We start from the raw sequence: 26,010 nt of genomic DNA, 5'->3' as shown, positions 1-26,010 counted from the left end.
GCTTAGAAATGTTAAAAGATAGTTGATATCATCGTGTTTTCAATTTGTTTTCAGAAAAAATGACATATGATTGTTTTGTTCTTTTCAATAATAAGTGCTGACAAGCGCTTGACATGTATCAATATAATCGATTAAACTAGTTATGTAAGCGCTTAACAAAAACTGAATATGACAAAGGTAAAGACATGGAAATTCAAAACAAAGCAATGCTCATTACGTATGCTGATTCTTTGGGCAGTAATATCAAGGAAGTCCACCAAGTTTTGAAGGAAGACATTGGCGATGCGATTGGCGGGGTACATTTGTTACCATTTTTCCCTTCTACAGGTGATCGTGGCTTCGCCCCTTCTGATTACACGCGTGTTGATGCAACATTTGGTGATTGGGATGATGTTGAGGCACTTGGGCAAGAATACTATTTGATGTTTGATTTTATGATCAACCATATTTCTCGTGAATCGGAGATGTATCAAGATTTTAAAGCAAATCACGATCAATCAAAGTACCGTGATTTCTTCATTCGCTGGGAAAAGTTTTGGCAACAGGCTGGGCCAGATCGACCAACTCAAGCAGACGTCGACCTTATTTATAAGCGCAAAGACAAGGCGCCAATTCAAGAAATCACTTTTGCTGATGGCACGACAGAGCATCTTTGGAATACATTTGGTGAAGAACAAATTGATATTGATGTTAATTCTCAAATTGCTAAAGCCTTCATTAAAGCAACGCTAGAAGACATGGTCAAACATGGTGCCAATTTGATTCGTTTAGATGCTTTCGCCTATGCTGTTAAGAAAGTTGGGACAAATGATTTCTTTGTCGAACCAGAAATATGGACTGTTTTAAACGAAGTGCGTGACATTTTGGCACCTATGCATGCTGAAATTTTACCAGAAATTCATGAACATTATACAATTCCTCAAAAGATCAACGCCCATGGTTATTTCACTTATGATTTTGCTTTGCCAATGACAGTACTTTATACGCTTTACTCAGGCAAAACAAATCGACTAGCCAACTGGCTCAAACAGTCTCCGATGAAACAATTCACGACGTTAGATACGCATGATGGCATTGGGGTTGTTGACGCACGTGATATTTTGACGGACGAAGAAATTGATTATGCTTCTGAGGAATTATACAAAGTTGGTGCCAATGTCAAAAAGACCTACTCATCAGCTGCGTATAATAACTTAGATATTTATCAGATTAATTCAACTTACTATTCAGCTTTAGGCAATGATGATGCCGCATATTTGTTGAGTCGTGTTTTCCAAGTTTTTGCACCTGGTATTCCACAAATTTATTATGTTGGGTTACTTGCAGGTGAGAATGATATTGATTTGTTGGAATCTTCAAAAGAAGGTCGTAATATTAATCGTCATTACTATACTCGTGAAGAAATAAAATCAGCTGTTAAGCGGCCAGTTGTTGCTGACTTATTGGCACTATTATCATGGCGTAATCAGTTTTCAGCATTTGCTCTGGATGGGACAATCACTGTCGAGACACCATCAGAACATGATATTAAAATTACACGAACGGATCATTCCGGAGATAATATAGCTATTTTGCTAGCTAATGCCAAGACACGCACCTTTGTCATCACAGCAAATGGCAAGACAGTCTTACAAAACAAATAAGAAAAGAGAAGAAAAGAATCATGGGATTATTAGGCGCAATTGAAGCAGGTGGCACAAAGTTTGTGGTCGCCGTAGCAGATGAAAATTATAATATTGTTGAACGGACAGCATTCCCAACATTAGATGGGGAGAAAACATTAGATCAAGTTATTGCGTTTTTTGACCAATTTGACAATATTGATGCTATTGGTATCGCTGCTTTTGGACCAATTGACATTGTTCCTGAATCTAAAACATATGGTTATGTTTTGGACACGCCAAAACATGGTTGGTCAGGCTATGATTTCTTAGGTCGTATGAAGGCTTGGCGTGATATTCCTTATTTCTGGACAACAGATGTAAATGGTGCTGGTTGGGCTGAATTTGAGACTGGTGCTGCCAAAGATGCTCAAAATATGGTTTACTTGACAGTAGGTACGGGCGTTGGTGCTGGTATTGTGTCAGGTGGCAAATTGGTGAGTGGTTATGGGCACCCAGAAGCTGGACATATTTTCTTGCAAAAGCATCCTGAAGATCACTATGAAGGTCATTGTCCATTCCACGGGGATAATTGTTTGGAAGGCTTGGCAGCTGGTCCAGCCATTGAAGCGCGTTGGCATAAGAGTGCTAAAGAAATTCCTGACGGAGATAAGGCATGGGAAATTGAAGCCTTTTATCTAGCACAAGCAGCGCTAGACTATACCATGATTTTGCGACCAGAAAAGATTGTTTTTGGTGGTGGTGTGCCACATCGCGAAACCTTATTCCCATTGATTCGTGCGAGTTTTGCTGAACAAATGAGTGATTATTTAGATGTACCTGATTTAGAAGATTACATTGTGCCAGTAGCTAACGGCGATAACGCTGGTATTCTTGGTTGCTTCTATTTGGCTAAAACATTGTTGTAAAATTCTTACTTTTTGTCAACGTTATGGTTCTATGTTATTATTAACATATCAATAATTTCGAGGGCAATCTCATGACAAAAACAATAGATAATACAGAGAGTATTCTATGCCAAAATTTTACTAATACATTTCAAATTTTAGGCAGAAAATGGAACGGACTCATTATTGAGACGCTCCTCATTAGTGGACCAAAACGATTTTTGGAACTTTCGAGAGCCATTGTGAGTTGCTCTGACCGTGTGTTAGTTGAGCGACTCAAAGAGTTAGAATCCGTACACTTGGTTAAGCGTGTAACATATGATAATTCTAGCTTAATTGAATATAAATTAACTGAGGCTGGTGAGGCGATGCGGCCGATGATGGCTGCGATACACGAGTGGTCCGATAAATATAATGATGTCACGCAAGCAAAACATGCAGACAGTAATGACTGAGCATGATATACTATAAGTGATTTAATATACTTTTACACGGAGAGTGGCCTAGTAATTGCGTTTTTCATGTTAAGCGAGTGATATATTTGGTGTAAATATCATCATGCAACGATGCAATGAATTTCAGTCATGAGTGTTTGGTTTAATCACCAACGTAAGACTGCGTTATAGTCCTAGAGCTGGTAATTTATCAGAAAATTGGGTGGTACCACGGTTGTTTGACGTCCCATGTTATCTTAAGAGAAGATAACATGGGATTTTTTGTTGCAACAGGATTAGATTAGATAAACTAAATGGCATAATAGAGAGGAAAAATGATGAGTTTAATTGAAGATCTTAAAGCCTTAAAAGCGACAGCTGTCGCAAGAATTAATGCTACTGAAGCGGATGTTGAAGCGCTAAGAGTGAGCTTATTAGGGAAAAAAGGTGAGTTAACGGCCTTATTAAAGGGTATGAAGGATGTTGCGCCAGAAGAGCGTAAAACGGTTGGTGAAATTGGAAACGATGTTCGCCAAACGATTACGACCCTGTTAGCACAAAAAAAGGCAGCAGAAGAAACGGCACGACTAAATGAGCAATTAGCTGCTGAAACAATTGATGTGACATTGCCAGGTAGTGCACACCAAGTTGGTCAGCCCCACGTTTTGCAACAAATCATCGATGAAATAGAACAGCACTTTTTGGGATTAGGGTTTGAAATCATTGATGACATTGTTGATTCGCCAGAGGTTGAAACGGATGAATATAATTTTGAACGTGAAAATCTACCTAAAGACCATCCAGCACGTGATATGCAGGATACCTTTTATATTACGCCAGAAATCTTATTACGCACACAAACTTCACCTGTGCAGTCACGCTCGTTGGAAAAACATGATTTTTCAAAAGGACCATTAAAAATGATAGCGCCAGGCAAGGTGTATCGTCGTGACACTGATGATGCGACACATTCGCACCAATTTCATCAGGTCGAAGGGATGGTTGTCGGCGAAAATATTACCATGGCCGACTTAAAGGGCACGTTGTTATCAATCATGCAAAAGTTATTTGGCGAAAAGCATCAAATTCGTATGCGACCATCTTATTTCCCATTTACGGAACCTTCAGTTGAAGTAGACGTATCTTGGAATGAAGTCACGCCAGATATGAAACCAGAGGATATTGAATGGATTGAAGTGCTTGGTGCAGGCATGACCCACCCGAATGTTTTGCGAATGGATGGTATTGATCCGGAAAAATATAGCGCGTTTGCCTTTGGCTTAGGACCAGATCGCTTTGCTATGTTGAAGTACGGTGTAGATGATATTCGTCAATTCTATTTGAACGATGTTCGCTTTTTGTCACAGTTCAATCGAAAGGGAAATTAACAATGAAGACAAGTCTAAAATGGTTAAATGAGTATTTAGAAGAAAGCGTTGCCGTAGATGAACAATCAGCTGCTGATTTGGCTGAACGTATTGAACGAACAAGTGTTGAAGTTGATTCAGTCACAACACTGGCTGGTAAGCAAGATGGTTTAGTTGTTGCTCAAGTCAAAACGGTAGCACCACACCCAGATTCAGATCATATGGTGATTACCCAGGTTGATATAGGCCAAGATGAGTTGATTCAAGTTGTTACTGGCGCACCAAATGTTGCTGAAGGACAATATGTTATTTTGGCACAAGTTGGGTCACATATCATTGATCATAATACCGATGATATAATAGAAATAAAGCAGGCGACACTGCGTGGTGAAACTTCATTTGGTATGCTAGTGGCACTGCAAGAGATTGGGTTTGATAATAAAATTGCTCCTAAGGATTTTGATGCGGGCATCTATGTTTTTGGCGAAGAAGATAATGTGCATGCTGGCGATGATGCCATTGCTATTTTGGGCATGAATGAACCGGTCATAGATACAGATTTGACACCCAATCGCTCTGATATGCTATCAATGCTGGGTACAGCTTATGAGTTTGGCGCAATGCTTGGCATAAAAGTTGTCATCCCCGATTTTGATTTAGTTGAATATGAGCCGTTGGCAGCCGACCAGATTCAAATATCGGTCGAAAGTGATGAACTAGCGTCGAAATATGCTGTTCGTGTCATTAATAATATTACAGTGAAAGACTCACCACTTTGGTTGCAAAAGCGTTTGTGGAATGCGGGGATGCGACCAATTAATAACGTTGTTGACATCACGAATTACATGATGTTAGTTTATGGGCAACCACTGCACGCGTTTGACTTAGATAAATTAACAACAAAACAGTTAGCAGTACGCCGCGCCAAAAACAATGAACAACTCACCACGCTTGATGGCCAAACGCGTCAATTACGAGCCGGCGAAGATATTGTTATTGCAACAAATGATGCACAACCATTGATGTTAGCCGGTGTGATGGGTGGTATGAGCTCTGAAGTTGATCGTTCGACCAAAAATATTGTGATTGAGTCGGCTGTATTTAACCCAAGTTTAGTACGTGCTACCGCTCGACGTCACAACATTCATTCCGAAGCGTCATCACGATTTGAACGTGGCGTGAATAGTGATCATACGTTTACAGCCTTAGACCATGCTGCAAGTTTGGTAGACACATTAGCTACAGGGCAAGTTGCACGCGGATTACTGACTGCTGTCAACCAACCGCGTGAAGCAATCCAACAAGCGATAACTGTTAATCGCGTGAATCATATCCTAGGCACAACGTTGACACTAGCTGATGTGACGACTATCCTCGACCGTTTAGCATTTGAGTACACGATAGTGGATTCGAAAATTAACGTTGTGTTACCAGCGCGTCGTCCAGATATGAGTATTGAAGCAGATTTAATTGAAGAAATTGCTCGACTGTATGGTTATGATAATTTACCGGTTACTTTACCATATGGGCCAACAACACCAGGCAGCCTGACCAAAGCACAAAGGCAAATTCGTGCTAGTCGGAAAATTTTGGAAAGTTTGGGCATGAACCAAGCGATTTCATACGCCTTAACAACACCTGAAAAAGCGCAACAGTTCGCAGAAAACCCAGCAGCCAAAGTGGTAACATTAGATTACCCAATGAGTTCTGATCGTACAACAGTACGGCAAAACTTATTAGCTGGTTTACTAGAAGATGTTGCGTATAATGTTAATCACAGTGTGCGAGATATTGCACTCTATGAGCAAGGTCGTGTATTTGTGGCCAATGGCAAAAACGAATTGCCAACTGAAATTGAACATTTGGCTGGTGTACTGACTGGCAACATTGTTGAGTCATCTTGGCAACAAGAAAAAGCAGAACGTGTTGTTGATTTTTATGATATAAAGGGTATTGTTGTAGCTTATCTAGAGCAAATCGGTGTTAAAAACGTGCGGTACGTTGCGACTGACCGTCACGCTAATATGCACCCAGGGCGAACTGCCGATATATACACTGATGATGTTTATCTCGGCTTTGTCGGTCAAATTCATCCTAAAATGACACGTGCTAAAAAAATGACACCAGTGTATGGTTTTGAGTTGAATTTGTTTACTGTCATGTCTGCTGCAAAGGAAACAGTAAGTTATCAACCGGTGACACGATTCCCACAAGTAAGCCGTGATGTTGCGCTGTTGATAAACGACACAATCACAAATGAACAAGTGATGACAGTTATCCACCAAGCTGCAGGTAGTAAGCTAGCTGATGTGACACTATTTGATGTTTATGCAGGAGACAAACTCCCAACCGGTAAAAAGTCGTTAGCTTATCAGTTAACCTATCAAAATAATGAAGGCACACTAGTCGAAGCAGAAGTTAATGATGATTTTGAGGTTGTCACAAAAGCCCTTGTAGCTGAGTTGGGTGCAGACATTCGGTGACCATAGGCAAATTGATTTGAGTTCAAGAAGAATTCACTGTATAATTAAAAACGGACTATAACGTTTTTTAAGGAAAATTCATGGCTAAAATAATTATTCGTGGTGGCAAACGTCTCCATGGTGAAGTCACAATCGGTGGTGCAAAGAATTCAACAGTTGCACTTATTCCAGCTGCAATATTAGCTGATACACCGGTTAAGTTCGACACCGTACCGCAGATTCTTGATGTTAAAAACTTACAATTAATTTTGGATGCAATGAATGTGCATTCCAATTTTGAAAATGGTAATTTAGACATTGATCCAACGCAAATCACGGAAAGTGAATTGCCAAGTGGCGCGATTAAGTCTTTGCGTGCCTCATATTATTTTATGGGGGCATTACTAGGACGCTTTAATCGCGCAACAGTTACTTTCCCTGGTGGTGATAATTTAGGTCGTCGACCAATTGATCAACATATTAAAGGATTTGAAGCACTTGGTGCAACAGTCACTGAAACTAATGACATTATCCATATTGATGCCACTGAAAATGGCTTGATTGGTGCACGTATAGCATTGGATACTGTATCGGTTGGGGCTACCATTAACATTATTTTGGCTGCCGTGCGTGCTAAAGGGCAAACTATACTTGAAAATGCTGCTCGTGAGCCAGAAATTATTGATATTGCAACATTTCTAAATAACATGGGTGCCAATATTCGTGGGGCTGGAACAGATACTATTCGTATTGCTGGTGTACCAAGTTTGAAAGCGCGTAACACGCATACAGTGATTCCAGATCGTATTGAAGCCGGTACTTATATGAGTATGGCTGCTGCTTTTGGTGACGGAGTCACAATCAAAAATGTTATTCCAGAGCACTTGGAGTCATATACCTCAAAACTCATTGAGATGGGGGTTAATTTGGATATTGGCGAAGATGCCATACATGTTTACCCTTCAGACCAATTGCAACCAGTTAGTATCAAGACCATGCCTTATCCTGGGTTTGCAACTGATTTACAACAGCCCATTACACCATTACTATTAATGGCCAATGGGGAAAGCATGATTCAAGATACCATTTACCCTAAGCGTGTGAAGCATATTGCAGAATTACGTCGTATGGGTGGAGACGTTGATTCTGAAAAGCCAGGGCATATTCGTGTCAATTATTCACCGAGATTAATTGGTACAGATGTAGAAGCTGCTGAAATACGTGCTGGCGCAGCTCTTGTGATAGCAGCAATTATGGCTGAAGGTGAGACGGTTATCAATGATGCAGATCATATTTTGCGAGGATATGATCGGATTCAAGATAAGCTAACTGCCTTAGGTGCAGATGTTTCAATTGAAGGCATTGACTTGATTAATTTAATGCCGTGAACCATTGATAAAATATGTTGCAACGTAAATCATGATATGATAAACTATACTAGTTATATACTGACTCTGTTACAGAAGTTTCAGGGCGCTAAGGAGAAATAGTTATGCAAGCAGAAATCCACCCAAATTACCGTCCAGTTGTTTTTCTTGATGCAACAACAGGTAAGAAGTTCTTGTCAGCTTCTACTGTTACATCAAATGATACAACTGAATTTGAAGGTCAAGAATACCCAGTTATCCGTATGGATATCACATCTGACTCACATCCATTCTACACTGGTAAGCAAAAGTTCACGCAAGCCGATGGTGCAGTCGACAAGTTCAACAAGAAGTTTGCTGGATTTGGTTTTAAGAACAACGAAGACAAGTAATTGTTCTTAGTAAAAGCGTTCACGGTAGTGAGCGCTTTTATTTTTTATTCATCTTATTATTGAGAAATGGAGGGCATATTGTTATTGCAGCTTTGCTATTTGGTTTTGCGATAATCATATGTTGTGTATAATGTCGAGAACAATTCTTCCAGTTAAATTACATGAAATAATCGTTGCAACGGTTGATGATATTAGACTTGATGGCATGGGGATTGTCTATGTCACGTCAAAATATCCATTGTATATTGCCGATGCGATTCCTGGCGAAATGCTCAAAATTGAAGTTATTCAAGTTGATAAATTTTCCGGCTATGCTAAAATTATCGAGCGATTAACAGTTTCTGATCAACGTCAGGACAGTCAAAGGCAATATTTAATTGAGGCGGGAACAGCACCATTAGTTAATTTGAAATATGAGGCACAACTCGAATTAAAGCGGCAACAGGTAAAGCGTTTATTTGAAGCACAAAATATTGAAGTTGTTGTTGATAGTACGATAGGTATGGCCAACCCTACCTATTATCGTAATAAGACAATTGTGCCTGTTAAATGGCAAAATGGTCATTTAACTAGTGGTTTTTATCGTCGTGGAACACATGAATTGGTTCCTATGACTGATTATTTCGTCAATGATGCCAACATCGACCAAGCGATTATTACTGTACGTGAAGTATTAGAAAATTATCAAATTAGTGCTTATGATCCTGATACACAGGTGGGCGCTATTAGATATATTATGATTCGCCGTGGCTATTATTCACATGAATTGATGGTGGTTCTCGTCGCAAATGATGCGCAGATTAATCATGAGTCGGCAATTACACAAGAATTACGACAAAACCTCCCTGAACTTAAGAGTCTGATTTTTAATTACAGTCCTAAAAAAGATTATGTGTTGTTGAGTCCAAATAATCGGACATTATGGGGAGAAACGGCTATTAAGGATACCTTGTTAGGTTATACTTTTCTCATTGGCCCAAACTCTTTTTATCAAGTTAATCCACAGACTACAGAGGTGTTGTACGATTTAGCGGCGCGTAAAGCTGATTTAAAAACAACAGATATTGTTATTGATGCTTATTCAGGTATTGGCACAATTGGTATCACGGTGGCTAAACAGGTTCGAAAAGTACTTGGGGTTGAGGTTGTACCTGGTGCTGTGGCAGATGCACAATTAAACATGCGGATGAATCACGTCGATAATGCGGAATACATTTTGGCAGATGCGCCACAACAATTTAAATTATGGCAAGAAGCCAACCTACAACCTGATGTGGTCTTTGTTGATCCACCGCGGCGGGGATTAACCAATGCGTTGATTAAAGCAACGACAGATATGGCTCCTGACAGGATTGTATATGTCAGTTGTAATCCTGTCACATTAGTTCGTGATGCGTCAGAATTAGTGCAGCAAGGTTATCATATTGACGGACCAGTATTGCCAGTGGATCAGTTCCCACAAACATCGCATGTAGAAAGTATTACAGTATTTAAGAAAAATTCTTGATATAATATACGTATGACAGAAACACCGCGTATCACCAAGATGGCTATATGATATTGTTGTATGTCATGTACAAAATTGGCTAGATAAAACGGTGCTTTTATTTTGGAGATAAAATGAACGACTCACTTAAAAACATTGCTTCAGTGCTTCAGGCTAATTCGCAAGGGGACGCCGATATTACTGGTGTTGCCTTTGACTCTAGACAAGTTAAGATAGGTGATTTATTTGTAGCCCTCGTGTCAGAACATGATGGTCATCTTTATATACAACAAGCTTTGGCTAACGGTGCTGTGGCAGTGCTAGTTGATGATCAGCATGCTATAACACCAGATATACCAGCTATTATTGTGCCAGATACATTATTAGCTTTACAACGATTAGGACAATATCGTCGTGAAATGGTTAATCCAAAGGTTATTGCTATTACGGGGTCCAACGGCAAGACAACGACAAAAGACATGACTGCGGCTATTTTGTCGACGAAATTTAAAACATTTAAGACACCTGAAAATTATAATAACGAAATTGGTGTGCCTATGACGTTATTGTCTATGCCAGATGACACAGAAGTATTGGTTGTAGAATTAGGCATGGACCGCCCTGGGCAACTAACGGTATTATCACACTTGGTCATGCCAGATATTGCGATTATTACAATGATTGGTGAAGCACATATTGAATTTTTTCAGACAAGAGATAACATTGCCCGTGCTAAATTAGAAATTACACAGGGACTTAAATCTGATGGTATTTTACTTGTGCCATTTGATGAGCCCTTGTTGACGCAAGCAGCTGTTAAAAGTGATAGGCAGTACTTTGGCGAAAAAGTATCGGCCATTCAAGCCTTGGCTACTGTCACAACATTTACATTTGAACAACAAAAATTTGCAATTCCTGTCATGGGTAGGTATAATGTTATGAATGCGCTCGCAGCGATTTCAGCGGGTAAGCTACTATCTATTGATTTAAAACATGCCGCCTTGGCATTAAAAAACTTTGATTTGACGAAAAATCGAACTGAAAGATTAGTGACATCACAAGGCGTTGTTTTAATTAGTGATGTCTATAATGCTAATCCAACAGCTGTTGCTGCTGTATTATCAACCTTAAAGTCACTTCCTGCTCGGCGAAAGTATGTTGTGTTAGGCGATATGCTAGAATTGGGAACACAAGCAAATCATCTTCACGCTGAATTGGGACCAAAAATACTCGATACAGATGTTGACGGTGTATACTTAGTAGGATCATTATTTAATCAAAATACCGCACCACTTTTAATGTCAAAAATGGGTGTGGAAAGGGTGCATTTGTATCAAACGGATCAGCTCAAGCAATTGGCTTCAGATTTATTGGCTATCAGTCAGCCCGGTGACGTTATTTTGCTAAAAGCCAGCCATGGGATTCATTTAGAAGAAGTTGTTCAGCAGCTCACATCTGAACAACCTTAGTTGTCATTGGGGAAGCAGCATTGAAACGTACACAACATCGTCAACTTAAATATTTTACGTGGCGTCATTTTCTGATTACTACGGTAATTATCCTAATCTTAGGCGTTGGTACTTGGGGATTCTATCAAGTTACCAAAATGCATGAAGCTGAGGCCGCACATCCAGAAACACAAGATGCGTTAGATCAGATTGATCAAAATGTTTTTCTTGAAGACAATGATCACGCTGTATCGGCTAACCATCAACTTGAAAAAGCTGGTTTTACAGGGACTGCTTTGCTTGTGGAAAATAATCGTATCATTTTGCAAAAGGGTTACGGTTATGCGAATGAGGCAGAAGATCGGTTCAATAACCCGCAATCACTGTTCCAAATTGCCTCAATACAGAAAAGTTTTACGGCAACGTTGATTATGCAACAAGTTCAGCAGGGGAAGCTGAGTCTAGAAACACTGTTAGCAAGATATTACCCTAACGTACCTAATGCAAGGCGAATTACGATTAAGCAGTTATTGACGATGACTAGTGGTTTATCACAAACAGGCGAAGATCAAAACGTTATCTCTGAGTTAGATAATGTTAACTTCGATGCCAGCCATGTTAAGCTGTTACCATCAAATCGGTGGACGTATCAAGCTATTAATTTTCGTTTATTAGCTGGCATTTTAATGAAGATTACGCACCAAAGTTATTGGGAGCTATTTAACAATGTGTTTAATAAGCAGTATCATTTGAATATTGCTAACTATGAAAACTTTATGCATAGTGAGCATCGAACGATAGCTTATCAAAATGGTAATATCGTCCCCGATAATCCGCGTCAGTACGCACGAGAAACGGGCACCGGCAATGTGGCAATGTCTGCGGGCATGCTATATCGTTATTATCGCTTGTTGATTGATCACAAGATTATTACTGTCTCACGTTTGCATGATATGTGGCAACCAGTTGTCGGAGAATCCTATTCAAGTGGCTTATATCATTGGGGTAAGTACAATAGTGGCCATGGCATATTGGATGGGTTTGAACCGACAATTGTTATAACAAATAATGGACGTAGTGCAGTTATTTTGTTAAGCAACAGCCGCGTAAGAGGGAAAAGCTGGCAACCGCTGGCAAAAGCACTATTTACACAAATGACAGCCATTAAAACACGTTAGATGGCTATAGGCGCTACAAAGCGCAGAGGAGAAAAATTTTGAAGTTTAGTGAATTAGGTTTGTCACAAGATATTTTGGATGCTATTGCAACACATGGCTATGTGGAAGCAACACCCATCCAAGAAAAAACAATTCCGCTAACATTAGCGGGTAAAGATGTTATTGGACAAGCGCAAACAGGAACTGGAAAAACAGCTGCCTTCGGTTTGCCAATATTAGAACACATTGATTTAAGTAATAAAAACATTCAAGCTTTAATTGTTTCACCTACACGTGAATTAGCAATTCAGACGGCTGAGGAACTTAAAAAATTAGGCCGTGATAAGCACGTTGATGTGCAAGTTGTCTTTGGTGGTGCAGATATTCGTCGTCAAATTCAAAACTTGAAATCGCATCCACAAATTCTTGTCGGTACACCAGGCCGTTTGCTTGATCATATTAACCGTAAGACAGTTAAAATTGATAATGTTAAGACATTGGTGTTGGATGAAGCTGACGAGATGTTAAATATGGGATTCTTGGATGACATTGAATCAATTATCAAGAACACACCAGCAGATCGTCAAACATTGCTATTCTCAGCAACAATGCCACCAGCTATTAAGCGTATTGGTGTCAAATTCATGACTAATCCTGAGCATATTCAAATCGAAGCAAAAGAATTGACAACTGATTTAGTTGACCAGTATTTTGTACGTATGCGCGAGAATGAAAAGTTTGATACAATGACACGCATCTTTGATGTACAAGCACCTAAGTTGGCGATTGTGTTCGGTCGTACCAAGCGTCGTGTTGAAGAATTATCACGTGGTCTAGAAGCACGTGGCTATCGTGCAGCTGGCTTGCACGGTGATTTGACGCAACAAATGCGTTCACGCGTTTTGGCACAGTTTAAATCACACGAAATCAATATTCTGGTAGCAACTGATGTTGCTGCACGTGGTTTGGATGTTAAGGATGTTACACATGTTTATAACTTTGATATTCCTCAAGATCCTGAATCATATGTTCACCGTATTGGCCGTACAGGTAGAGCTGGCGCTAAAGGCGTTTCAGTAACACTAGTTGCACCAAATGAAATGGATTACCTTCGCGCAGTTGAAGATCTTACCAAGAAACGTATGACACCATTGGAGCCAGCTTCTTTGAAAGAAGCACGTATTGGTAAAATTAAAAATGCGGCAGATGAAGTGCATAATATTGTCAAAAAAACAGATGTTAGCGAAATTCAAACAGAAGTTGATAAGTTGACAAACCAGTATTCTTCAGAAGAATTAGCGGCAGCACTTTTGTCATCTGTAGCAGATTTGGAAAAGCAGAATACACCAGTTGAAATTACCCGCGAACGGCCATTACCACGGCGTAGAAATGGTAGTGGGTCACGTAATGGTGGTGGCCGTGGTGGCGATCGTCGTGGCAATGGCGGTGGTTATCGTGGTGGTAATCGCAGTGGCGGCTCAAGAAACGGTGGTGGCAACCGTGAGCGTCGTGGTAACAGTGAACGTCGTTTTGGTGATTACAAGCGTCGTGATGGTCGTTCAAATGAGGGACGATCAAATAATTCATCACGCCAGCGTCGTGAATTCACTGTCCGTGAAAAAGATTAACACTGAGCTATTTATAACTACTTAGATAAAACGATGAAACCGTCCAAACAAGCTGTTGGTCGGTTTTTCATTTCCCAGTACAATTGCACTTATTGGAGGATAGTCATGAAGACAGTAGAAGACGCGATTACCTTTATTCATAGCCGCCCAAAGGGTGGGCAAAAGGAATCTCTGCATCGTATGTTTACGCTCTTAAATGCATTAGATAATCCGCAAGAGCAATTACCGCCGGCAATCCATGTGACTGGTACAAATGGTAAGGGATCAGTGTCTACAATGGCTAGTAACATTTTACGTGTTGCAGGTTATCGTACTGGTTTATTTATTTCCCCTTATATTGTTAATTTTAGAGAGAGAATACAGATTAATAATCAGTGGATTGCCGAACAAGACTTACTAGAAGTGGCACAATTAGTAGAAAAAAAATTAATCACTGTGGATCAACAGTTGGCACCAGATGTGCCCACCGAATTTGAAGTTTTGACGGCAATTATGATGACCTATTTTGCTCGTGAAAAGTTAGATGCTTTGGTTATCGAAGTGGGTATTGGTGGTCAACTTGATTCGACAAATGTGATGCCAAACGCAACTGTTGCTGTCATCACAAGTGTTGGCCTAGATCATCAAGCGCTGTTAGGTGATACCATCGCAGCAATCGCTGAGCAAAAAGCCGGAATAATTCATGATAATATGGCGGTTGTGATAGGTGAATTGCCAGAAGCAGCGCAATGGGTTATTGAAAAGCGATCAAAAAGGCCAATAATTCATGGACATTCTGGCCAATTTGAGCAAGGTCTACCTGGACAATATCAAGTACAAAATACTGCCACTGCAGTGGCGGCAGTCAACGCTTTTGATGAGAGTATTACGGTTGAACAAATTCAAAATGGTCTGAAGCAAAGCCAGTTTGCTGCGCGTTTTGAGACAATTAGGCCAGGTATCATAATCGATGGCGCACACAATTACCAAGGGTTAATGCAATTAGTGACCGCCCTGAATACGGGAGAATATGAAAAGCAAACGAAGACATTAATTATCGGCAGTCTGATGGATAAAAACGTTGTGTTAGCCTTCAGCGATATTTTGACACAAGCTAAATTTGATATTGTGCTGGTACCTTTTACTGGCCCTAACGGTAGACACAGCCTAAATATTTCATCAGTTGCTAAGCAATATGCCATCAAGACGGCTGATAGTTGGCAAACAGCTTTTCATGAAAGTCATAGTGATATGACAATTTTTACAGGTTCTTTATATTTTGTTAGTGAGGTGAGAAATCAACTATGATGAGAATACAAACTGAAAAAAAATTATCCATTCGTTTAATATTGAGTGTGTTAGCAATCGGACTTTTAGGTTTTTCCGATATTATGTTGGAGACGGCTTTGAATGTTAGTTTCCCAGTGTTGATGAGAACCTTTAATGTGCCGTCAAGTACAGTGCAATGGTTAACATCTGGTGTTATTTTATTGACAAGTATGGTAGTTATATTGTCACCATGGTTGAAGAAGCGGTTTACCAATCGTAGTCAATTTGTTGTAGCGACAGTCATATCGATTTTAGGGGTTTTAATTGACGCAGTCAGTAGTCATTTTGGTCTGACTTTGTTTGGCCGCTTGTTACAAGGCATCGGTGGCGGTGTTGGCATGCCGCTGATGTACAATGTTATTTTTGAACAGGTACCTGAAAAAAAGCGCGGCACAATGGTTGGTTTGGGTTCACTAATAATTTCTTTTGCGCCAGCTATTGGACCGGCTTTTGGCGGCTATTTAACGCAAAACTTCGGTTGGCGTACAGTGTTTTGGGTTGTGTTACCTGTTCAGATAGGGTCACTTATTTTAGGCTGGTTTACAATTAGACAAGTTTCAGAGGTCGTCCGAGAAAAATTGGATTTATTCGGCTGGTTACAATTAAGTTTGTTTTTTATATCAGGTATCTTCTTAATTGAACGACTTAGCACACATGGATTGATCAATGTGATTAGTGTTGTCTTGTTACTAGTAATGATTATTAGCTTGCTGAGTTACTTCAAACGATCAAAACGTATTACATATCCACTGATTGATCCGGCTATTTTTAAATTTAAGAGTTTTTCTTTGAGTGTTGCGGCGTCTTTTACGACACAGGTCGCAAATTTAACATTTAATTATGCCATACCAATGGCGCTTCAAATTGTACTTTTGAAAAATTCACAAGTGGCTGGGCTGACGTTATTGCCTGGCGCACTGGGTTATGCTTTTATGGCTATTGTCTCTGGTAGACTTTACGATCGTTACGGGCCTAGATTGCCAATCGTCACTGGCATAACAATGATTATTGTTGGTGCAATGATGATGCTATTTTTACCATTAGGTGTTTTCAATATGACATTGAGCTTTATGGTAGTGCAACTTGGTGCCGGCTTTTGGTTTGGTAACAACATGACACATGCAATCAGCCATGTACCGGTTGCGTACCAAAGTGCGGGAAATTCAATTTTTTCAGCAACCAATAACTATTCAGCAGCTGTCGGTATTGCACTTGCTGCTGGTGTGATGACTATTTTTCAAAACCACAATAGCACTTTGAACTATATGGCCAAAACAAGTCTTGGGACAACCTGGCTATTTGGGTTAGACATCATTATTGTTATTGTGGCGGCAACACTATCGCTTAGGGCGTTAAGGGTTGTGAATAACAAGGCTTAATCACGTATCATTCTAGTAAGAGGTAGAAAATGATATTAGATGATCAAGTCGAAAAATTTTATACATTGCTAGGATATGATGGGCGTAAGGGCGTTGATGACTTAAGACGGTTTTTCCCCCATGATTATGATTTGAATGAGATTGGGCATGATACGATGATGGATTTTATTGCGGATAATCCAACGTTACATGGCGCATTGCTCACCGGTATTGCGATTGGGCAGCAGGTGGCAGCGAGTATACGACCAGTATTATTAAATGCAAAATTTTCCGAAAATATTGGCCACTTTGCTCAGCAGAAATTAGGTCATTTTAAGCAAGAACAGTTGTGTGTGGCACTACTTGATGCCCAGTTAAATGTTATAGGTTGGGAAACGGTATTTATTGGTAGTTTAACCAGTGTCCAATCTTCACCACGTGAAATATTTCAGCGCGTCTTGATAGCAAACGCGTTAGGATTTATGATAATTCATAATCACCCGAGTGGGAATGTTATGCCATCGGATACCGATATCGCCTTTAGTCAACGGTTAAAGAAATTAGGTGATCAGATGGCGGTGCCAATGTTTGATTCTTTTGTTGTCACCTATGACAGCTACTGGAGTTTATCTGAAAATGCACAACTCAAGTGTCCTGCTTAATTAGATCATGATGATATGCCGCCTGCACAAGAACACGCTACTTTTTTTGTGCATCAAAAACTGGTAAAATAATATGGGTAAGTTTGATATCGACATTGATAGAAAAGGAATAAGCTATTGCGCCGTTGCATAGTCAACGTCTTTAGCCTAACAGATAAAACATGGGACAAGAACATCCAGCAGTATGGTACGAACACCTTCATACCGAAAAACATACAGGGGCACGTCGAGGGCGTATACATACGCCACATGGGACGTTTGAGACACCCATGTTTATGCCTGTCGGTACACAAGGTGCAGTCAAAGGTGTAGGTACACGAGCGTTAAAAGAAATTGGTTCGCAATTTATTTTGAGTAACACTTATCATTTATGGGTACGGCCAGGTGATGAATTAATTGCCGAAGCTGGTGGCTTACATAAGTATATGGGCTGGGATCAAGCAATTCTAACGGATTCTGGTGGCTTTCAGGTTTTTTCTCTATCAGATGCACGAAAGCTAAAAGAAGAAGGCGTTACCTTCCAAAACCATGTTAATGGCGATAAAATGTTTTTATCACCAGAAGTGGCCATGCGTATTCAAAATAACTTGGGATCTGACGTTATGATGCAGTTAGATGAGGCGATTCCGTATTTTGAAAGTTTCGATTATATTAAAGAATCAATGCAGCGCTCTTTACGGTGGGCTGATCGAGCACAAGTTGCGCATCGTAATCCTGAAAAACAAGCATTGTTTGGTATTGTGCAAGGCGCTGGATTCAAGGCACTCCGTACAGAATCGGCTAATGGCTTGGTGGGAATGGACCTACCAGGTTATGCCGTCGGTGGTCTATCTGTAGGGGAATCCAAACTGGAAATGAACCGTGTACTAGATTTCACTATGCCATTATTACCAGAAAATAAGCCACGTTATCTCATGGGGGTTGCTGCACCGGACTCACTGATTGACGGTGTAATTCGCGGTGTAGATATGTTTGACTCTGTGTTGCCTACTCGCATTGCACGTAAAGGGACCTTGATGACACGCTATGGCCGCGTTGTTATCAAGAATTCTAAGTACAAAAATGATTTTTCACCATTGGATCCTGATTTGAGCTACTATTCACCAAATCATATTCGACAAGCGCAATTCGGTAATCAAGCACAATTCGATAATCCAGACTACAATCCTTTCCAAAATTTGACACGTTCGTATTTGCATCACTTGTTTAACGCTAACGAAATATTGGGTGCCCAACTAGCATCGCAACATAATTTACGTTTCTTGTTACAATTCATGGAAGATATGCGAACGGCCATCGAAAATGATGAATTACTTGAATTCCGAGCAAGAGTAATGGAAGAATACGGTTATAATAAGCCAAATGCGCGCTTATTTTAAGACAATTATTGTGTATTGTTTGGTATAATTAAGTTATACTGTTTACACAACAATGAATCGTATCAGTTAAGAAAGTAGGAAATATTATATGAATTTAAGTTTGATTCTCCCATTAATTTTGATTGTTGGTATGTTTTGGTTTATGAGCCGCCAACAAAAAAAGCAACGTGCAGCGCAAGAGGAACGTCAAAGTAACCTAGTAAAAGGCACAAAGATTATAACAATTGGTGGTTTGCATGCGGTTGTAGATAGTGTTGATCAAGTTGCAAAGACAGTTGATCTAGATGCAGAAGGTGTCATCTTAACATTTGATATGGCAGCTATTCGTACAATCGTACCTGAAGCACCAAAGGCAGAACCAACAGTTGCAGTCGAAGATTTGAAGCCTATTGCTAAAGATGAAACTGCAGATGCAAAAGAAAATATTACATCTGAAACTGATAAGCCTTCAGATAAATAAGCGGTATAATAAAGAGAGCAATAGCTCTCTTTTTTGAATGGAAATTACTAAATGACAACAAAATCAATTATCGTGCCGGATGGGACAAAAATTGTATATGACGAATATGGTAGTATGACACATGCGACCATTTTTTTGTTGCATGGGAACGGTAGTTCTGCACGTTATTTTAAGCCTCAAATTGAGCAATATGCAAGATATTTTCATGTTATTGCGCTAGACTCACGCGGCCATGGTCGCTCTTCCAATACTAAAAATAAAATAGAAATTATGGCTATAGTTTCAGACATTGAGTTTATGAGAAAAACTTTTAATTTGTCGCAATTTATTATACTCGGGTATAGTGATGGTGCAAATATCGCTATAAAATATGCGACTGTATACCCTAATCGTGTTTATCGGATGGTACTCAATGCACCAAACCTCAGTAAAAAAGGCATTTATAAGATTCTATGGTGGCTTGATAGTTTTGCGCAGCATTTAACGCGTGTATTAGCACCGATTAGTCATTATGCAGCCCGGCGCCACAAACAGCTGCATGTTATGAGTGAGCCACTCAACATTTCGCGGGGCGATTTACAGCGTGTTGCGGGTGATGTGTTACTCGTCATCGGTAGCTTTGACTTGGTTAAGCGTCGACACATTGAGAGAATCAGACAATTATTACCACATGCTGAAATGATGGTCATACCTAGACACAGTCATTTTATAACTTACACTAATCCTAAAAAATTTAGTCGATTAGTCATGCCATTTTTACTCGGGGGAATAAAACATGCCAAAAATTAAGTCAATCTTGTCACATTTAATTATTCCAGCGGTTACAGTAATATTGATTAGCCAACTAGTCTTTATGACGCGTGAGATTACGTGGAACATGATTCTAGAAACAATTAGTCAAATTACTTGGTGGCAAGCGCTACTGCTAATTATATTTGGATTTGTCACTATTGTACCCACGTTGTTGAGTGACTTTATTTTGGCACGTTGGCAAGCATACAATATTAAACGAACTGACTTGATACAACGTGCTTGGTTGATTAACGTTTTTAATATTAATGCTGGTTTTATTGGCACAGTGAGTTTGCTATTGCGGCGAGTGTTCTATTTTGATCAAAAAAAATCTAGTCATTTGAAGCCCTATCTTCAAGTATATTTGTTGGGTCTTACTGGTTTATTAGTGGCAAGTGCTGCTGCTATTGTCGCAATATGGCTGCATTTTCTGACGGGATTTGAAGAAAACATGATTTGGTTAATAGCCATCTTAATGATGGCTATTGTTGTTGGTTTCATTTCTATCGTACCGCGTTTTCATTTTTGGCAAGGCATCAACTTATTGGTTGTTAAACGGCTATTAACGGTATCACTCGCTTCTTTTGTTTTACAAATGGCGCTATTTGTTGCTATCGGTGTCACATTAGGAATTCATTTGCGCTTGGCCATTATGATGCTGGCATTCATCTTAGCCAGTACAATTGCTTTAGTTTCCATGACACCAGGTACGTGGGGCTCATTTGATGTGGCTGTACTTTTTATCCTATCAGATTTATCAGTCAACTCGGATCAGGTGGTTGTTTGGCTTATTTTATACCGTGTCGTATATAATGTAATACCCTTGCTGAGTGCGTTTATTTTACTGATTTATCGACTATCCAAAAAAATTAATAGCGATTACCGTGGTGTGCCACATTATGTTGCACGCGCAGTAACACATCAAGTCACAACAGTGATGTTATATTTGACTGGTATTTTACTGGTTTTGTCAGGCACAATGCCAACCATTGTGCAGCGTGTTATGATATTAAATCATTTACGGTCTTGGCCGATTACATATGCTTTAGCTAATCAATTACCAAATATTTTGTTGGGATTTTTATTACTCATTAGTGCCCGAGGGGTGGCCAATCGTGTTAAAAGGGCGTATCAGTCAACTATCGTCTTATTAGTTGTCATTATTATTTATGCACTGTTTGAATATCGGCACATTGTACCGATGGTTTTGGTGGGGGTGTTGTTATTCGCGTTTATGACAACTCGGCAAACCTTATACCGAGAACAATTTATTCATTCATGGGAAGAGCAAATTGTTGACGGGGCAATTTGGGGTGCGTTGATTATCAGTTATTTATTACTCGGTATTGTAAATACGCCAATATTTAAACACAACTATCATTTTCATGAACGAGGCATGATACCTTCTGTTCACTGGTGGGTTATGGGCGCCATTGTTATTTTAGTTGTTGCTACCTTTAGCTTATTGCTATCGCGCTATTTACATGCCCATCAACAACAATTAGGTGAATCATTTGATGAAATACGGCTTAATCGTATTTTAACAATTGGCGATACGCATTATACCAACCTAGCATTTTTAGGTGATAAACGCTTTTATTATTATCAAGTCAATCACGAAGATAGCGTAGGCATGCAGTTTAGATTAGTTAACAATAAAGCTATGGTGATGGGTGATCCTTTTGGTGATGCGAGCTATTTTGCTGAAGCGATGCAACAATTTGTTGATGATGCTGATGTGTTAGGCTACGTACCAGTGTTTTACGAAGTGAGTGAACAAATTGCGATGTTAGCACATGAATTTGGGTACGATTTTTTCAAATTAGGAGAAGAAGCACATGTTGTATTAGATGCATTCTCTACGGCGGGTAAAAAAATGCAGAATGTCCGGTCTGTTGTTAATCAAGCTGGACGAGCTGGTTTTGAATTTAAAGTTCTCACACCACCGTTTAATGAAGAAATCTTGAAGCAATTACAAAAAATTAGTGATGAATGGTTAGCTGGGCGAGAGGAAAAAGGCTATTCCTTAGGTTTCTTTGATCAGAATTATATACAACGTTACCCGATTGCTGTCTTATCTAAAGATAATCGAATTGAAGCTTATGCCACTTTAGTAACGTCCCATACCGAACGACAAATGGCTGTAGATTTAATGAGATTCACAAAGGCAGCGCCAAATGGCGTTATGGATGTTTTGTTTGTTAATACAATTGCTTATGCCAAGTCTCAAGGATTACAAACACTTAATTTAGGCATGTCACCGTTAGCTAATGTTGGACAACATAGGCAAAGCTTTGGTCGAGAAAGATTAGCTAATCTGGTTTATCAATTTGGCTCAAAAGTGTATTCCTTTGAAGGGTTACATCATTATAAGAGTAAGTTCACAAAAACATGGGTGCCGATGTATATTGCCTATTCTAGAAAATCATGGATTATCATGGTAATGATTGGCTTACTCAAAATTGATAATAAGGGTGTCAAACGTGCACCAGCGTTTAAAGTCGTGTATGATAAAGATAATGATTTTTAATATATAGAGGAGGAAATATGATGCCATCATTATCTCACTGATGCGTGTCATAGACCAATTAATGATGCCAATGCACGAATTTTTTATGGGGATGAATCAGTTAGAGCTCATCAACCGGGCACCAGGATTTTTCAAATATCAACCACACAATGTTGCGGCGCATTCTTGGAAAGTGGCGCAGATTGCACAATTTCTAGCAGATGTCGAAGAGCAAAATGGTAAAACCATCAACTGGCAATCGGTCTATGAAAAAGCGCTGAACCATGATTATACTGAGCGCTTTATTGGCGACATTAAAACACCAGTTAAATATGCCACCGCAACCTTGCGTTCAATGTTAGCTGATGTTGAAGATACGATGACTGAAAATTTCATTAAAACTGAAATTCCGACACAATTTCAAGCAGCCTACACCCGGCGATTGGGTGAAGGAAAAGATGAAACGATTGAAGGTGAAATATTATCTGTTGCCGATAAAGTTGACTTAATGTATGAGGCCTACGGTGAATTAGAAAAATTCAATCCAGAACCTGTTTTTGTTAACATTTTCCAAAGCAGTTTGGAAGCATTAGCTGAATTTCAACATATGGCGAGTGTTAAATACATTGCAACAGATATTTTACCTGATATTTTTTCAGAAGATTTCATTCATAAGGACTTGTTATTTGACTTAGCTAAAAGTCTGTTACCAGATTTTGCTGCAGCACAACAATAACTGACTGAGAAAAAATGGGGGGATATCAGATGACAGAACAAAATTATATTAGTCGTATGCGTGAAAAAATAGGTCATGAGGGCATGATTTTTGTTTCAGCATTTGGCGTATTGTGGAATAAGCAACATGACGCGATATTACTTGAAAAGCGCTGGGATTCCGACGAGGGGTGGGGGTTTCCAGGTGGTTATTTAGAATATGGCGACTCACCGATGCAAGCCGTGGTAAGAGAGTTTAAAGAAGAAACTGGGTTAGATGTTGCCGTTACGAGGATGTTAGGTATGGCAACCCATGTGACAGATAAAAATTCTTGGGGTGATGCGCAAGAAACAATAGGTATCGGCTTTGAAGTTGAACAGGTTGGCGGTACACTGAGAAAGGACGGCGTTGAGACACTAGATTTACAATTTGTCCCAATAAATCCTGTGCCAAAAATGTTTGTCCCACAGGCGCAAAAAACGTTGCATCGCGTGCTGAACGATAATATGGTTAGTGAGCAGCCATGGCTGAGAGAGCATGGCGAGTAGTGTAAAATAACACAGTTAGAAAACGAAAGTAGGTTAACATGGCATTTTTAGAACTTCAGAATATCAAAAAATCCTATTACTTAGGCAAACAGGTTTTCCCTGTGTTAAATGGCATTGATTTATCCTTTGAAAAGGGTGAATTTGTCTCAATACTAGGCGAATCCGGTGGTGGTAAGTCAACCTTAATGAATATTATTGGTGGTTTGGACCGCAACTTTGAAGGCGCTGTTTTAGTTAATGGCGAAAAGTTGGACCATACACAGGAAAAAAAGTTAGATGTTTATCGTCGGGAAACAATTGGCTACATCTTTCAAAGTTTTAACTTAATTAACTATCAAACGAATTTAGAAAACGTCGAAACCAGCTTAAATATGACTGATTTATCTGCTAGTGAGCGTAAAAAGCACGCCGTAGCATTATTGACGAAAGTTGGTTTGGCTGATCATATTAATAAATATCCTTCACAATTATCTGGTGGACAGAAGCAACGTGTTGCCATTGCAAGAGCATTGGCATCCGATCCGGATATCATGATTGCTGATGAGCCCACTGGGGCACTTGATTCAGCTAACACAGCGGAAGTTTTAGAGCTACTTGAACAAATTGCCCAAGAAGGCAAGCTTGTTATTGTTGTGACGCATTCGCAGGCTGTTGCAGAATATGGGACGCGTATTCTACATATGTCTGATGGTAAAATTGATGAAGAAAAACAGCTAAAGGACAAGTTTCTGGCAACTACTGCTACTGAACGCTTTAAGTCACGACCGCTCAAAGCGGCTTCAGTATGGGACATGGCCTTTGATCATTTGAAATATAAAAAATTACAAAATGCTTTGATTATTATTGGGTCAGCTATTGGTGTCTTTTCAGTAATACTATTTTTGGGATTAGGTAATGGTATTAAGGGTTATATTGCTAACCAGGTTAATGACTTAGTCAATCCAAACTATCAGACAGTTGTGCGTAATACAACCACCAATAAACAAGCTAATGCAACAGAACGCATGCAAGAAACGATGCAACTGATGGCCACTGATTACAAAGCAACCACAATGAATGAGGCAACTCTTAAACGGTTGGCATCAGTTAAGGGTGTGGATAATGTTTATGCTGGTGGTCAGTTTAACAATGCCGTATTTACTTATGGCAATGTGAAATCTCAACCAGTCCAGCTGAAATCATGGACACCTCAGTATGCCAAGAAAACAATCAAGGCAGGTCACCAGGCTGGTGATGGTGAAGTTCTCATTGATCGTGAATTTGCTAAGAAAATTCAAAGTAATTATAAAGCACTCATTGGTAAAGATATTGCTTTTACTTATATTGCTTTTGACCAAGATAATCACCCGATTCCCATTGCGACAACAGCAAAAATTGCTGGTATGACTGATGGTGGTCAATCTGGTAAGATGTTTATACAAAATTGGGATACGATTCAAAAAGATCTCAAGAAGAATAACGCTGTAACAGATGCTAACTATGCTTCGGTTGAAATTCGCGACACAAAGAACGTGAAGGCCACAATGAAGCGGATTAACCAAGTACAAACAGATGGTATGCAAACATTTGCTGGTGTATCTATGGATGATATCCTAGGCACAATCAATACGATTACCAGTCTTGCTTCTTATGTTTTGGCAGCTATTGCTGGGATCTCACTATTGGTATCGGCTATTATGATTATTGTGACAACTTATATGTCAGTCTCAGAGCGTACACGAGAAATCGGTGTCTTACGCGCATTAGGCGCGCGTGCAAAAGATATCAGAGGCTTGTTTACAAACGAAGCCTTATTAATTGGCATGATTTCTGCGGTTTTGGGAATTGTTCTAGCCTATGTTGCACAAGTCGTGATGAATCAGGCACTGAATGGTTTAATTCATTTTAGTATTGTGCAAGTATCAATTGGCAATGTTATTTTCGCTGTTGTGATTTCACTTGTGATTGCGTTAGTTGCTAGTTTTGTGCCGTCACGTCGTGCTGCAAAATTGAATACAATAGATGCATTAGCATCAGATTAATTCAAAAA

The 26,010-nt window shown here is 39.6% G+C and carries 21 protein-coding genes; all 21 read left to right on the top strand.

What is annotated here, in order from left to right:
• Positions 1–185: 185 nt before the first annotated feature.
• The 21 genes from gtfA (at position 186) to FGL72_RS06530 (ending at position 26,002) form a co-directional block, all read left to right on the top strand.
• Positions 186–1,643 (top strand): sucrose phosphorylase, encoded by a 1,458-nt coding sequence (gene gtfA, locus FGL72_RS06630; protein WP_146992863.1) that lies wholly within the window; start codon positions 186–188, stop codon positions 1,641–1,643.
• A gap of 20 nt (positions 1,644–1,663) precedes the next feature.
• Positions 1,664–2,530, top strand: a complete 867-nt coding sequence (locus tag FGL72_RS06625) for an ROK family protein (RefSeq protein ID WP_004900140.1) — start codon at positions 1,664–1,666, stop codon at positions 2,528–2,530.
• Between the two features lie 71 nt (positions 2,531–2,601).
• Positions 2,602–2,964 carry a winged helix-turn-helix transcriptional regulator gene (locus FGL72_RS06620; protein ID WP_085699736.1) on the top strand — a complete coding sequence of 121 codons (363 nt, stop codon included), beginning with the start codon at positions 2,602–2,604 and terminating at the stop codon, positions 2,962–2,964.
• 317 nt (positions 2,965–3,281) lie between these two features.
• Positions 3,282–4,331: a phenylalanine--tRNA ligase subunit alpha gene (gene pheS, locus FGL72_RS06615; RefSeq protein WP_012305059.1), complete on the top strand. Its 1,050-nt coding sequence runs from the start codon at positions 3,282–3,284 to the stop codon at positions 4,329–4,331.
• A 2-nt stretch (positions 4,332–4,333) separates the two neighbouring features.
• Positions 4,334–6,793 carry a phenylalanine--tRNA ligase subunit beta gene (gene pheT, locus FGL72_RS06610; RefSeq protein WP_085699734.1) on the top strand — a complete coding sequence of 820 codons (2,460 nt, stop codon included), beginning with the start codon at positions 4,334–4,336 and terminating at the stop codon, positions 6,791–6,793.
• Between the two features lie 80 nt (positions 6,794–6,873).
• Positions 6,874–8,160 (top strand): UDP-N-acetylglucosamine 1-carboxyvinyltransferase, encoded by a 1,287-nt coding sequence (locus FGL72_RS06605; RefSeq protein ID WP_004900127.1) that lies wholly within the window; start codon positions 6,874–6,876, stop codon positions 8,158–8,160.
• A 104-nt stretch (positions 8,161–8,264) separates the two neighbouring features.
• Complete coding sequence (locus tag FGL72_RS06600; protein ID WP_004900125.1) at positions 8,265–8,531, top strand: type B 50S ribosomal protein L31; 267 nt, start codon at positions 8,265–8,267, stop codon at positions 8,529–8,531.
• 130 nt (positions 8,532–8,661) lie between these two features.
• Positions 8,662–10,038, top strand: a complete 1,377-nt coding sequence (gene rlmD / locus FGL72_RS06595; RefSeq protein WP_004907390.1) for a 23S rRNA (uracil(1939)-C(5))-methyltransferase RlmD — start codon at positions 8,662–8,664, stop codon at positions 10,036–10,038.
• A gap of 113 nt (positions 10,039–10,151) precedes the next feature.
• Complete coding sequence (locus FGL72_RS06590) at positions 10,152–11,486, top strand: UDP-N-acetylmuramoyl-tripeptide--D-alanyl-D-alanine ligase (RefSeq protein WP_004900118.1); 1,335 nt, start codon at positions 10,152–10,154, stop codon at positions 11,484–11,486.
• Between the two features lie 20 nt (positions 11,487–11,506).
• A complete protein-coding gene (locus FGL72_RS06585) occupies positions 11,507–12,643 on the top strand; it encodes a serine hydrolase domain-containing protein (protein WP_004905167.1) in 1,137 nt (378 codons plus the stop codon).
• A gap of 38 nt (positions 12,644–12,681) precedes the next feature.
• Positions 12,682–14,250, top strand: coding sequence for a degradosome RNA helicase CshA (gene cshA / locus FGL72_RS06580; protein WP_004900112.1), 1,569 nt, complete (start codon positions 12,682–12,684; stop codon positions 14,248–14,250).
• A 105-nt stretch (positions 14,251–14,355) separates the two neighbouring features.
• Positions 14,356–15,537, top strand: a complete 1,182-nt coding sequence (locus tag FGL72_RS06575; protein ID WP_085699730.1) for a bifunctional folylpolyglutamate synthase/dihydrofolate synthase — start codon at positions 14,356–14,358, stop codon at positions 15,535–15,537.
• Positions 15,534–16,937 (top strand): MFS transporter, encoded by a 1,404-nt coding sequence (locus FGL72_RS06570; protein WP_085699728.1) that lies wholly within the window; start codon positions 15,534–15,536, stop codon positions 16,935–16,937. The genes FGL72_RS06575 and FGL72_RS06570 overlap by 4 nt, the downstream gene beginning before the upstream one ends.
• 29 nt (positions 16,938–16,966) lie before the next feature.
• The gene (locus FGL72_RS06565; protein WP_085699726.1) at positions 16,967–17,578 is read left to right on the top strand and encodes a JAB domain-containing protein; all 612 of its coding nucleotides are present in this window, start codon (positions 16,967–16,969) and stop codon (positions 17,576–17,578) included.
• Positions 17,579–17,739: 161 nt separating this feature from the next.
• Entirely contained in the window at positions 17,740–18,957 is a 1,218-nt protein-coding gene (gene tgt, locus FGL72_RS06560) for a tRNA guanosine(34) transglycosylase Tgt (RefSeq protein ID WP_004900103.1), read from the top strand.
• Between the two features lie 88 nt (positions 18,958–19,045).
• The gene (gene yajC, locus FGL72_RS06555) at positions 19,046–19,417 is read left to right on the top strand and encodes a preprotein translocase subunit YajC (protein WP_004900100.1); all 372 of its coding nucleotides are present in this window, start codon (positions 19,046–19,048) and stop codon (positions 19,415–19,417) included.
• Positions 19,418–19,468: 51 nt separating this feature from the next.
• Positions 19,469–20,206, top strand: coding sequence for an alpha/beta fold hydrolase (locus tag FGL72_RS06550; RefSeq protein ID WP_004905161.1), 738 nt, complete (start codon positions 19,469–19,471; stop codon positions 20,204–20,206).
• The gene (gene mprF, locus FGL72_RS06545) at positions 20,193–22,739 is read left to right on the top strand and encodes a bifunctional lysylphosphatidylglycerol flippase/synthetase MprF (protein WP_004907382.1); all 2,547 of its coding nucleotides are present in this window, start codon (positions 20,193–20,195) and stop codon (positions 22,737–22,739) included. Before FGL72_RS06550 ends, mprF begins: the two co-directional genes overlap by 14 nt.
• 64 nt (positions 22,740–22,803) lie before the next feature.
• Positions 22,804–23,454, top strand: a complete 651-nt coding sequence (locus FGL72_RS06540) for a YfbR-like 5'-deoxynucleotidase (RefSeq protein WP_176606018.1) — start codon at positions 22,804–22,806, stop codon at positions 23,452–23,454.
• A gap of 29 nt (positions 23,455–23,483) precedes the next feature.
• Entirely contained in the window at positions 23,484–23,981 is a 498-nt protein-coding gene (locus FGL72_RS06535) for an NUDIX domain-containing protein (RefSeq protein ID WP_004905159.1), read from the top strand.
• A 38-nt stretch (positions 23,982–24,019) separates the two neighbouring features.
• Complete coding sequence (locus FGL72_RS06530) at positions 24,020–26,002, top strand: ABC transporter ATP-binding protein/permease (protein ID WP_004900085.1); 1,983 nt, start codon at positions 24,020–24,022, stop codon at positions 26,000–26,002.
• Positions 26,003–26,010: the final 8 nt, after the last annotated feature.

Origin of the sequence: Leuconostoc citreum (genome assembly GCF_007954785.1) — a bacterium.
GTDB classification, from domain to species: domain Bacteria; phylum Bacillota; class Bacilli; order Lactobacillales; family Lactobacillaceae; genus Leuconostoc; species Leuconostoc citreum.
The sequence above is the reverse complement of the archived record's forward strand: the minus strand, read 5'-3'. Positions and strand labels throughout refer to the sequence as shown.